The organism is Nostoc sp. DedQUE04 (genome assembly GCF_034530995.1).
Classification (GTDB): domain Bacteria; phylum Cyanobacteriota; class Cyanobacteriia; order Cyanobacteriales; family Nostocaceae; genus Nostoc.
Genome location: NZ_JAVRCA010000001.1, coordinates 1 through 11993, shown reverse-complemented (window position 1 = coordinate 11993; position 11993 = coordinate 1). Strand labels below are relative to the sequence as shown.

Genomic DNA, 11993 nt, shown 5'->3' with positions numbered 1-11993 from the left:
GGTTGCACTTCAGAGGTTAAAGAGTCGAGCTAGGAGTTTAGAATTTAAGTTACAAGAGATATAGATTACTGGCACAAGGGTTAGACAATGAGTGAAACTCAGACCCAGTTACCGACAGATACATGGATTTGTGCTTCTTGGCAGGAGTATGAGCAGATAGTCGCTAACTTGCTCAACGAGAAGGGAAAAAGCTATTACTACAAAGGACACATGAGGCTGGAGATGCCACCAGTTAGTTTTGCTCATGGTAAAGACCATGTAATAATTATTTTTGCTGTAACTCTATTTGCGACCATTAAGGGGATTCTAGCGACAGGTTTAGACACAACCACCTTTCGTAAAACTGGTGTTCAGGATTGTCAGCCCGATGTAGCGTATTACTTTAGAGAACGTGCCCAAACTATCCCAGCAGGTACAGCAATTGTCAACCTCGATCGCTATCCTGCACCGGATTTAGTGATTGAGATTGCGAAAACATCTCTGCTGGATGACTTGGGTACAAAGCGATCGCTCTATGAAGAATTGGGTATTGCTGAATACTGGGTAGTAGATGTCCAAAATGCCGAAATTATAGCTTATGCGATCGCAGATCGAGGCAGTAAACGTATTCAAGAATCACAGGTATTGCCTGGATTGATAATTGCAATTTTAGAAGAAGCCTTACGCCGTAGCCGTGAAATCAATCAATCTGAAGTTGGAGCTTGTTTATTGAGCCAGTTTCAGCAAAAGGAGGGTTGAACTTTGGCAGTTTGGAGCATTGTTAATTACTCACAGCTTCTATCAGATTTACGATTGGATTCCGAGTATTATCAGCCTGAGTATCTATTTTAGAAGAAGAAAATCTCAAATCTTCATCCAAGATACTTACAAAATTTAGCAATGATTTCTAATGGAAATCATCTAACGATTAGTGAGGTTTGAGATGATTATCCCGATTTTAAATATGCGTCTATTCCGAGAAAAAGAATGGTTATTTAGCTTACTGATAATATCTCTATTTCTATGGCTGATATTTTTGGGAAACTCGGCTTTAAGAGATTGGGATGAAGGTACTGTGGCACAGGTTGCGCGTGAAATTTGGCGTGCCCCGCTTGGTTCAATGCATTGGCTTTATCCCACATTGGGAGGGCAACCCTATCATAATAAGCCACCCCTGATGCACTTATTAATTGCTTGGACTTACTCGATCGCAGGCGTGAATGAGTGGACAACGCGTCTACCGGGTGCAGTATTAACTGCCTTGGGCGTGCCTTTGCTTTACTTGGTGGGATGTTTGCTTTTTAACCAAATACCAGCTCTGTTTAGCGCTTTAGTTTACCTGACGATGTTGCCTGTAGTGCGTCACGGAAGGCTAGCAATGCTAGATGGTACAACTATTACCTTTTTCTTGCTGCTGTTGTTTTGTTTGCTAAAAGCACGTCAAAATCGTCGATATGCTCTAGGTGTGGGATTTTGTCTGGGGTTAATCGCTCTCACCAAAGGGATGATAGTTTTGCCGCTAGGAGCGATCGCTTTTTTATTTTTGATTGCAGATCGACAGTTTGCTTTGTTAACAAGTCCCTATTTATTAGTGGGAATATTTTTAGGAAATGCACCTGCGATCGCTTGGTTTGTCGCTCAATGGCAACATTATGGCGAAACTTTCTTCCAAGTGAACTTTCAAACACAAACTTTTGATCGTCTGACACAATCTGTTGAAGGTCATAGCGGGCCACCTTGGTACTATTTAATTGAGTTAATTAAATATAGTTTTCCTTGGCTACTATTTTTCCCAGGAGGTTTTTATCTAGCTTGGAAAAAACGTCATACTACCTGGGGTCGCTTAATTCTTATTGGCACAATTATTTACTTAGGGATTATTTCTTTAATGAAAACTAAGCTGCCTTGGTATGTTATGCCTGTATATCCATTTTTAGCTTTGGCAATTGGTGCGAAACTTAGCGAAATTTGGCAGTACGGTCATTTTAAGGTGCGAAGTTTGAGAATATTTATAACTATTATTGCTATTGCTGGTTTAGGAGGTTGTGTTTACTTTCTTCTTGCAAAGAAAGAGCCTAGTTTAATAGTCATGAGCATTGTTTTGGCAATCAGTATGAGCATTGCAGCATGGCTAATTAAACAACGCGATCGCAACTTTATTCCAGTGCTATTTTCTGGGATCTACTTAGTTTTAGCACTGTTAATGAGTTCGCAATCATGGATCTGGGAATTAAAGGAAGCTTTTCCGGTTAAACCAGTAGCAGAATTAATTCGGGCAAATGTTTCAACAGGAACACAAATTTATACTTCTTTTGCTTATGGGCGTCCCAGTTTAGACTTTTACTGCGATTGTAAGGTAACTCCTGCAACTGTCCCAACTTTACAACAAATGTTATCTAATAAATCTTATTTGCTGTTAGACAATGGGGCTTTGCAGCAAATCAATTTAACTGGTAGTAAAATTATCGGTTCGGCTCAAGGATTGACACTAATTTCACCATAATTTATGAATGAATTTATCCTTTAGAGACATATTCTCTAAAATTGAACTTTGGATAAATAGCGCTGCTACGATCCTTCGTTTGTTACTTGAACAATGGATTGACTAGATTGGGCTAGATAGATACCCATTAAAACTACGGCAAAAGTCGCCCAGTCAAACAAAGCTACTTGTTCTGCAAAAATAAACCAAGCAAAAATGGAAGCTAGAACTGGTTCTAAAAGAAGCGTGACGGCAACAACGCCTGACGAGATTCTGCTAAGGCTATAAGCTAAAAGTCCTTGACCCAACACTTGGCAGAAGAGGGCTTGAAAAATTATGAAAAACCAACCCATCCAGGAATAGGGCAATAGTCTATCTTCGAGGAATGGGAGGACTGGTAATAGAAACATTGTTGTTACTCCACATCGCCACAGCATGATAGTTGCAGTGCTAAATCTGGTTCGGAGTCTTTCTATCAGCAGCATACACGTAGCCATGAAAACCGCAGTTAGCAATGCTAATGCATCACCTAATATTTGATCGGTTGCAAATTGTACCTTATTTAGTTCAAAGGCGATCGCTCCCCCCAAAGCGACAACCAGACCAATCACGAATCTATTGTCGAAACGCCGACCGAATAATAAATACCCAGCCAAAGCAACAAATAAAGAATTCAAATTAGACAGTAAAGCCACGTTGGCAACACTAGTTTGACTCAGCGACCAAGCCCATAATAGAAGATAGGTTCCAGCAGAGGTTCCCATTGCCAACAATAGCCACACTTCTTGACTTGTGAAAGGCTTCTGTTCTATAGATTGGTTATCAAGTAAGACAGGAGTAATACTGCCTCCTGCCCCCTGCCTCCTGCCTTCTTCAATAGACTGTTGGTAGCGAAAAGCCTCAAGTCCATTCCACAAACCAAAGACAACTGTTGCAATCCAACTGCGATGAAATACTACAGCATTTGCACCAATTTCTTGTTGACACAATTTAGTCAAAGATGGTGCTAAAGATATGGGAATTAAGGCAAACAATAATGATACAGTTCCTAATAAAGCTGGTGTTTCTGAAAATTGTTGCTTTAGTAATGACAGTTTAATCGTCATACTTTTAACGAAAGTGTTAACTATATTGTTGACTGATGCCTGGAACGGATAATTAATAGCAGCTTGGCTAGATATGGCTAAGTATAAACCCATTAAAACTACAGCGAAACCTATCCAATTCGAGAAAGTTAATTTTTCTGAAAAAATTACCAGAGCGAAAATGCCGCTAAATACTGGCTCTAACAGATGCACCAAGGAGACAACCACAGAGGAAAACTTAGCAAGGCTATAGGTCAAAAGTCCATGACCTAAAACTTGGCAAACCAGCGCCAAGCAAATTACCCACACCCACCCACTGACTGTAGAGGGGAAAAGCCGATCTTGAGTAAACAAAAGTATGGGGAAGATAGCTAGAGCGGCGATCGCACAGATCCACAATTGAATTGTAGCTGGAGAAAATTTAGTTCGTAATTTTTCTACGATCAGCAGGTATGCACTCAATAAAACCGCCGAAACGATCGCAGCCAAGCCTCCTTGAACCTCATCTGTGGCAATTTGCAATTCCTCAAATTCAATGGCGATCGCTCCCCCAAGGGCGATGACCATGCCAATCAGGAATTGCTTCTCAAAACCCTTACCAAATAGCAGCCACACCCCTAAACTAGTAAATATGGGAGCGAGATTATGCAACACACTAGAAATCGCAACACTAGTTTGAGTCAGCGACCAAGCCAACAAAACTAAAGTGGCAGCCCAAAGAATACCAGCACCTAGTAATAGCAACATATCCTGACTGGTGTAAGACTGCTGTTCTACAGGTTTGTCTGCGGAAAATCGCTGCCGTATTGCTTTGTATCCATGCCAAATCAAGAAGGCCACGCTAGCAAGCCAAAAGCGATTAAATACAGTTGCACTGGGGCTAAGTTCAATTTCGCTCAATTTCATAAAAATAGAGCCAAAAGAAATGGCACCTACACCTAAAAATAATGAAGCGATCGCTATCTTCGTTTGATTGAATACATTCATTAGGAAATTTAAATTCAATTTCTTCGCAATAATGGATCGAACCTTCTAACCAACCCAATGCTCTTGGGCAAATCCTACAGCTATTTTGGCTAGTAATGTCACAAAAGCGCCTAATATTAAATATCCTTGACGAGGATGGCGAGATAGCAGCACACCAATGGCTATATTCAGAGGCACAATACCGTAGGCGAGACGGCTCAAGGAAATAGTGCCTCCAGAGGCTAGCAGTAAACCAATACCACAAAAGCCATAAATAACTGTAACTGGGGTCAGTTGCGTGTGGAAGCGCCACAACACATAGCCGCCACCCAAGACCATGAACAAGTTGAGGAAGTTATCGATCCACTGTTCGCTTGCCAGAATCAACAAAAGTAAGACTAAACCATAAAAGCTATAAAATAATTTTACAGAACTAAAACGTTGACGGAAATGCAATAAAAGATAGCCACTGACAACAATCGCACCAAATAACAACAGATACCAGGGATCTTGAATCCCGCCAGAGGAGTTTTGAACCCAACCAAATTGCCAATTTTTACTGCCAACGGCAATTTGCATGAACATATTTAACCAACCCTGCCAATCAAATCCGAGAGTTGGTCGCCATCCTCGCTGTGCTTCGATAAAAGCTAAAGGGTCGCCAAAATAAATGGCACAATACAAACTGAATAGAAGTATGCCAATAGCAGTAGTCAAAGCGGCTATATAGGCAATAGGTGGTCGGCGTTCTTTCCAGGCTGCGATCGCCAATGCTGGAATTAGTGCCATACCTGTAGGACGTGTTGCTGTCGCCATCGCGCCCCAAAGAGCAGTCCAGCCATATTGCTTTCGATCGAACGCCTGCAAAGTCGCCGTACTCAAAAACAAATACAGCCCCTCTGTGTAAATCACTCCCGTAAACATCGAAGCTGGATACAAAGAAAGCACAGCAGTTACCCAGTGTGCTGCATTGATGCCATAACAATCCTTGACCCAAAAGTACAAACAGTAAAGTGCTGCAAAAAATGCCAAGTTGTTGACTAACGTGCCTGCCAATTCAAACGGTAAGCCCAACTCCATCAAAAACCAGATGCTTAAGGGAAACAGGGGAAAGAAGGCCAAATTATGTTGCTTGCCGTCATTCACAAATTCATAACCAGAAGTTGCGATCGCACGGTAATGGATACTGTCCCAAGCATCAAAAACTCCCCAGCCAAAACGGGGCAAAAATTCCTCTGCTGGTAATGATAGTTTTGGCGCAACCAGCAACATAGCTGTCCAGATAAATATTCGACTGGCAAGCCATATTGCTGCTGGAAACAGGAAATCATTTTTCCATAAAATTTTTTTTATAACTATCTGAGCTTTGACCATAGGGTTGAGTGCTTCAACAAACTCCTTTATGTATCTTTCTACCTATGGCTGCAATCCAGCAATTTATGAGTAAGATTTTGCATATTAAATCCTCCACCAACATAATTAAGAAACTGGACAGATGAGTAATTAATTGAAATTATTTCCTATTTGGTTACTTTTGCCAATTCTCTCAGAATTTATCTTTTAAAATATAGTATTTATAAATACAAATTTTGTCTAGTTATATGAAAATTAAACCTTGTCTGGTTTGAGATCGTAGCAGGATTTCCGCCGTGCTAACAGTCTATCGAGTCGAAATTAACGGATTGGGGGTGGCACAGACAGGTACGCGAACAAGAAGACACGGGGATATTTTCTTTCTTTGCGTCTCTCCTCCTCGTCAGTGTATCGATTATGGCGATCGCTGTGATTAAAGAGTCCCCAGCAATTTATAGTGAGAGTTGTCTGTAAATCCTTAAGCAATTGTGAAAGCGATTACTCTTGTTGGTTCTACTGGTTCTATTGGTACTCAGACTTTAGATATTGTCACTCAGTACCCAGATCGGTTTCGGATTGTGGGATTGGCAGCTGGGAACAATGTAGAGATGTTGGCTGCTCAAATCCGGCAGTTTCAGCCGGAAATAGCAGCCATTTGCTCAGAAGATAAATTACCAGCGCTCAAAGAAGCAATCATTGACCTCAATCCCCAACCGATTCTACTGGCTGGTGAGGCCGGAGTGATAGAAGTTGCCCGTTACGGCGATTCCCAAACCGTAGTCACTGGGATCGTTGGTTGTGCTGGTTTGCTACCCACGATCGCAGCAATTGAAGCTGGTAAAGATATTGCCTTAGCAAACAAAGAAACTCTGATTGCTGGCGGCCCTGTGGTTCTACCCTTAGTGGAAAAACATGGTGTAAAATTACTCCCTGCCGATTCCGAACATTCCGCAATCTTTCAATGCCTCCAAGGTGTTCCCAAAGATGGCTTACGGAAAATTTTACTGACTGCATCTGGTGGGGCTTTCCGCGACTGGGATGTAGAAAAGTTAGCAGATGTAACCGTTGCTGATGCCTTGAAGCATCCTAATTGGTCGATGGGACGTAAAATCACGGTAGACTCTGCTACTTTGATGAATAAAGGACTGGAAGTAATTGAAGCTCACTTCCTGTTTGGCTTGGATTATGACGATATCGAAATTGTCATTCATCCCCAAAGCATTATTCACTCACTGATTGAACTACAAGATACTTCAGTTTTAGCCCAACTTGGCTGGCCAGATATGCGCTTACCCTTGCTGTATGCTTTATCTTGGCCCGATCGCATTTACACCGACTGGGAACGCTTAGATTTGGTGAAAGCTGGAAATTTAACCTTCCGCGAACCAGACCATCAAAAATATCCTTGTATGCAGTTGGCTTATGCTGTGGGTAAAGCTGGTGGTTCGATGCCTGCTGTGTTAAATGCTGCCAATGAACAAGCTGTAGCTTTATTTTTAGAAGAAAAAATTCGGTTTTTAGATATTCCTCGGTGTATCGAGTGGGTGTGCGATCGCCATCAAAATGATAACCGTACAAATCCCTCTTTAGATGACATTTTGGCAGCAGATAAATGGGCAAGACAAGAAGTTTTAATAGCAAGTGAAACGTTAGAAACTCACTCGCGGATAATCTCTCTGCGATAAAAGCCTTTACTCAAATACCCAAAAGTCAGATTTTCTGACTTTTGAATAATTATTGTTTAGCCTTCAGTCTAATGCTGAAGGCTAACATACCACAAACCCCAATCAATGCGTAAACGCACAGTCGCTTGTCGTCAGACATCGCACTCACGAGCGATAATTATTTCTAGTATTAACACCCACTTAACTCACGCAACTTGCAACGGTTTTGTAGGAAGTATTCTTGGTTCTGGTAGTGGTTTATTTTCGTCTTTTAACATTTCAACAAAAGTCTCAATTACTTCCTGACCATTTTTGGCTGCTTCTTCATAAGTCCTACCATGCGTATGAAATTGTTGCCAGGGGAACTCAGGTAAGTGTACTAAAAAAAGTCTATCTTCCTCCGACCATTGAATTACCATACTGTAGTGATAGTTCATTCTTCTGGCTCCTGTTTTTCTTCGGTTTGCGTGTTTTCCATTTCTTGCAGTTTTTTCAGCACCCGTTGGATGTTTTTTTCTAAATATAACGGAGCATCATCACCGTCTTTACCCGGTATGGTTAGAGGTTCTTCAGGTAACAACGGATGCTTCCAATATGTATGACTTCCTTTACCTCTTCCTGGTTGAAGGATATAGCCGACTTTTGACACTATCGCTTTCAACTCTCTTACTTTTTTCGGCATTACCTCTTACAGCCAACTCCTGATTTATTTTCTTTGCTAAAGAATTCATAACTATTTATCTTTTATTTTTCAAAATATTAAAAATTGCCTCCCTGTTGACTGTTTCTGTATCCTCACCTTCTTTAATGGCTTTTTATAAAGCTATATCTTCAATAATTTCTGCTAACAAATCAGCAAATACTTCTTTCTGTTCTTGGATAACTTCGGTGAGTGCAGTTTTAAATAGTTGCTTAATTTTCTCTTCGTCAAGGTTAAGTTCTGTCATATAATTTATTTCAGCTTTGGATTGATACTAGCATGGCGATCGCCTTTCAATATCACAAACGCGATAACTTCTCTACAAGACGCTCTTGCTAATTTGCTTTTTTGCAGCAGTACGTTAAGCTGTATGCTTTGTGGGGTGGGCATCTTGCCCGCCCTAATTATGCAATTAAAATGTGGAACAGCTTATTACTTTTTTCGCTATTTGGGCAGCTATTTTAGGTTGTAAACTTTGAGAAAATCGAGAACCGTCTCTAAACCGTCTAACTTCGCCATACTATAAATTAATCATCAAGCGCTGCTAAACCTTCTAGTTCTGCTGTAAAAATCTCCGAACCAACCATTTTAGAATTAGCCACAGCCATTTGTGCTTGTTGACCTAAAATTAAATCTTCTAATTGAGCAATTCGATTCATTAATTGCTCGTAATTGTCCACCGACATAATTACGTAACTAGCTTGCGATTCGCTTGTCAGTACCACTGGTTCCGTCGCAGCTTGTTCTAAAACATCGCTGTGGAGATTTTGGATGTCTCCAAGGGTAAATCGGCGCATTTTCAAGCTTTCCTAAATGCTTATGAGGTGATTATAGCAAGTACATCATTTGCCCTTCATTCCATCAATAATAAAGCTTGATTTTGTCTCCCTTCCGCTTCCACAACCTTCTGATTTAACTCTGCTTGCACACTCGCAGACAAAAACCGATAATCAGCATCGCTTAATCTCCTTCCATCAGCCCAAAGACGAGCCTTTTCTAATTCTTTCCCCCGCAACAAATAGGACTCATCCTGATATTTACTCTCTTCCCAAGCCTTTAAATTATCAGCATAAAAACGTAATTTACCTAACTCATTCTCAACCCAATTTAAATCAAAAACATTCTCATAAATTTGGTTATAAACTCTCAACTTTCCCTGCTGTTCCACCACCAAACCAGTCAACCGTAACCTCATCTCTTCGAGACTGCGATCGACATTAATCTCACCCTGCTGCAAAATTTGCTGATATAAACCCAACAAACCCACAGCAATTAGTTCATTAGTAAGTATCCTATCCCGAATAGTTTTTAAATGCTCTTGTTCATCCTCCGCTTCCCAATTATCAATAACTCCATTCCTCACCACCCTTTCCACCCATTTTTCTCCCCTCCTCGCTAGCTGATTAGGGTTCTTCAAATCCCGAATTAACAAATTACAAACCTTTTGCGTCAATAAAGGCTGTCCCCCCGTCCAAGCCAAAACCTCTCGCATCAAAGCTTGAGAATTCTCCACTTTCCCTTCTAACCCCTTTGCCAAAGGTGCAATTTCATCTAATTTAAAACCATAAAGTTGAATCGCTGTACCAATATTAAACGGCGTTCTTTCCTCATCTTTAATTAAATCTGAAGGTGTTGCTACCCCAACTAAAGCAAAAGTCAAACGTCTATATTCAGATTTAAAAGAGCGTCTTTGATAGCAACTTTTAATCAAAGCAAAAAAATCATCCACCGGAAACTCCAAGCGAAGGATACTATCGATTTCATCGAGAAAAATCACAATATGTTGGCTAATATTTGGCAGTAATAACTCATCAAAAAGTTTCCCCAAACGTCGTACCGGAGCAATTTCGATAGATTTGTCCCACCACACAGTTAAATCTTCTGGTTCAATAAAATTAAGTTCAGTCAACAGGCTATCAACAATACTTCCATACCACTGCTCAAGGGTCATACCCTGACTACCCAATCCCGAAATATCAATCACAGCACAAGCAAAACCATCAGCTTGTAACTGTTTCATCGTCCGCACCAACAAACTCGTTTTTCCCATCTGCCGGGAGTTAAAAACATAACAAAGCTCCCCTGCTTTCAATCCGTAATAAAAGTCAGAATCCGCTTGCCGTGTGACATAGCTGGGAGCGTTTTCTTCTAAACAACCACCAACTTTATACTCGTAGTCTCCTGTCATAACTTAATTTCTAATAGAAAATAATTACATCGATGCCTATCTTGAGTTTCATTTCGAGAATATTGAGTACGTATTGAGTTTTTATTGAGTTGCTATTGAGTTGTATGAGTTGATATTGAGTTGTAATTGACTTTACCAAATAAATAGTTATCCTGTAAGCTAAATTGCATCGTGTTTTTATTACTCAGCTATGCCACGCGGAATTAGAGTTCGTACAGAGTGCATTCCCCTCGTTAAGCAAAGAATGAGACAAAAAGGCTTTGCCCGTCAAATTGATTTAGCTGAGAGAATCAGTCTAGCGCAATCAACAGCTTACAGTTTTCTTAATGGAAAACGAATTTACTACCTGAATTTTTTAGAATTTTGCAAGGTATTAGACTTTGAAGTTCAGGAAATTGCTGATTTTGAAGAACTGGCAGATACACATGCAGAAAAACCCCAAAAAATAGAAAAAATAAATAATTCTTCATTTTCTCCTTCCTTACTCTCCACTTGCGAACTCGAATATCCAGAAGGGGAAGTAGCATTAAATTCTCTCTTTTATTTAGAACGTCCTCCCATCGAACAACGCTGTTACGAAGAAATCAAAAAACCAGGTTTCCTAATTCGGATCAAAGCACCGCAGCAGATGGGTAAGTCTTCACTCCTAGCGCGGATGTTGCATCAATCAGAAAATCAAGGAAATATAACAGTAGCTATCGATTTTCAGCTAGTAGAAGAAGAGTTTTTCTCGGATTTAAATAAATTTCTGCACTGGTTTTGCGATACCGTCACCGAAGCAGTTGCGGGAGATAATCGAGAATTACTCGAAAAATTGCTGCAACAACTCGATGAGCATTGGAAATCAGTACAGCGCTTTGGCTATATGAAAACTTGTAAAAATTACTTTGAGCGCTATTTATTTCGAGAAATCAACCAACCGTTAGTTTTAGGCTTAGAAACAGTCGAGAGACTATTTGAATGTCCCAAAATATACAGTGATTTTTTTGGATTATTACGCGCTTTACACGAAGAAGCCAAACGTCGAGATATCTGGAAAAAACTTCAATTGGTGTTAGTATATTCCACTGAAGCTTATGTACCAGTAGATATCAACCAATCACCATTTAACGTTGGCTTGCCAGTGGAATTACTAGAATTTAGCCACGAGCAAGTGAAAGATTTAGCCCAACGTCATCAACTCAATTGGAGCAATACAGAGGTAGAAAAGTTGACATAACTGGTGGGAGGGCATCCATTTTTAGTGCGTTTAGCTCTGTATAAAATTGCTCTGGAAAAAATCAATTTAGCGGAATTTTTGCAACCCGCAGCTACAGCACAAGGCATTTATAGTAAACATCTGCAACGTCTAGAATCTATTTTGCAGCAACAACCAGAATTATGGGATGCAATGCAAAAGGTTGCTTCTAGTAATAGTCCGGTGAAGAAATTTCAGATATCACACCAGAGCAAACTGAAAAGCCTGACGTTGTTGAATCTACAAAAATGTATCTGAGTACTAATGAAACAAATGTATTTATGCAGGACTTACGCAACTGGCACAAATAGCGGGCGGGGCGTAGCCCTGCCACACGAC

Annotated in this window: 11 protein-coding genes and 1 pseudogene; 5 read left to right on the top strand and 7 right to left on the bottom strand. The window is 40.4% G+C overall.

Annotated features, from left to right (window positions below; translation table 11 throughout):
* Window positions 1-87 precede the first annotated feature (87 nt).
* Together RM049_RS00060 and RM049_RS00055 are read left to right on the top strand one after the other, a co-directional pair.
* Window positions 88-738 carry a Uma2 family endonuclease gene (locus RM049_RS00060; RefSeq protein WP_322702733.1) on the top strand — a complete coding sequence of 217 codons (651 nt, stop codon included), beginning with the start codon at window positions 88-90 and terminating at the stop codon, window positions 736-738.
* Between the two features lie 205 nt (window positions 739-943).
* Window positions 944-2482 (top strand): glycosyltransferase family 39 protein, encoded by a 1539-nt coding sequence (locus RM049_RS00055; RefSeq protein WP_322702898.1) that lies wholly within the window; start codon window positions 944-946, stop codon window positions 2480-2482.
* 65 nt (window positions 2483-2547) lie between these two features.
* Here RM049_RS00055 and RM049_RS00050 read toward each other — a convergent pair whose 3' ends face one another.
* Window positions 2548-4533 (bottom strand): DMT family transporter, encoded by a 1986-nt coding sequence (locus RM049_RS00050; protein WP_322702732.1) that lies wholly within the window; start codon window positions 4531-4533, stop codon window positions 2548-2550.
* Window positions 4534-4578: 45 nt separating this feature from the next.
* The gene (locus RM049_RS00045) at window positions 4579-5886 is read right to left on the bottom strand and encodes a mannosyltransferase family protein (RefSeq protein ID WP_322702731.1); all 1308 of its coding nucleotides are present in this window, start codon (window positions 5884-5886) and stop codon (window positions 4579-4581) included.
* A gap of 275 nt (window positions 5887-6161) precedes the next feature.
* Here RM049_RS00045 and RM049_RS00040 point away from each other — a divergent pair, with 275 nt between their 5' ends.
* Window positions 6162-6302, top strand: a complete 141-nt coding sequence (locus RM049_RS00040; RefSeq protein ID WP_322702730.1) for a hypothetical protein — start codon at window positions 6162-6164, stop codon at window positions 6300-6302.
* A 51-nt stretch (window positions 6303-6353) separates the two neighbouring features.
* A complete protein-coding gene (locus tag RM049_RS00035; RefSeq protein ID WP_322702729.1) occupies window positions 6354-7550 on the top strand; it encodes a 1-deoxy-D-xylulose-5-phosphate reductoisomerase in 1197 nt (398 codons plus the stop codon).
* A 185-nt stretch (window positions 7551-7735) separates the two neighbouring features.
* Here RM049_RS00035 and RM049_RS00030 read toward each other — a convergent pair whose 3' ends face one another.
* The 5 genes from RM049_RS00030 to RM049_RS00010 all read right to left on the bottom strand — a co-directional run bounded on the left by RM049_RS00030 (window position 7736) and on the right by RM049_RS00010 (window position 10417).
* Complete coding sequence (locus RM049_RS00030) at window positions 7736-7966, bottom strand: type II toxin-antitoxin system HicB family antitoxin (protein ID WP_322702728.1); 231 nt, start codon at window positions 7964-7966, stop codon at window positions 7736-7738.
* Window positions 7963-8211 (bottom strand): type II toxin-antitoxin system HicA family toxin, encoded by a 249-nt coding sequence (locus RM049_RS00025; RefSeq protein WP_322702727.1) that lies wholly within the window; start codon window positions 8209-8211, stop codon window positions 7963-7965. The genes RM049_RS00030 and RM049_RS00025 overlap by 4 nt, the downstream gene beginning before the upstream one ends.
* A gap of 133 nt (window positions 8212-8344) precedes the next feature.
* Window positions 8345-8476, bottom strand: a complete 132-nt coding sequence (locus RM049_RS00020; RefSeq protein ID WP_322702726.1) for a hypothetical protein — start codon at window positions 8474-8476, stop codon at window positions 8345-8347.
* A gap of 280 nt (window positions 8477-8756) precedes the next feature.
* On the bottom strand, window positions 8757-9026 hold the full coding sequence (locus tag RM049_RS00015) for a type II toxin-antitoxin system prevent-host-death family antitoxin (protein WP_322702725.1): 270 nt from the start codon (window positions 9024-9026) through the stop codon (window positions 8757-8759).
* Window positions 9027-9082: 56 nt separating this feature from the next.
* Window positions 9083-10417 carry an AAA-like domain-containing protein gene (locus tag RM049_RS00010; protein ID WP_322702724.1) on the bottom strand — a complete coding sequence of 445 codons (1335 nt, stop codon included), beginning with the start codon at window positions 10415-10417 and terminating at the stop codon, window positions 9083-9085.
* A gap of 190 nt (window positions 10418-10607) precedes the next feature.
* On the opposite strand from RM049_RS00010, the pseudogene RM049_RS00005 reads away from it, so the two are divergent.
* Window positions 10608-11912 (top strand): annotated as a pseudogene (locus tag RM049_RS00005) (AAA-like domain-containing protein).
* The last annotated feature ends 81 nt before the right edge of the window (window positions 11913-11993 follow it).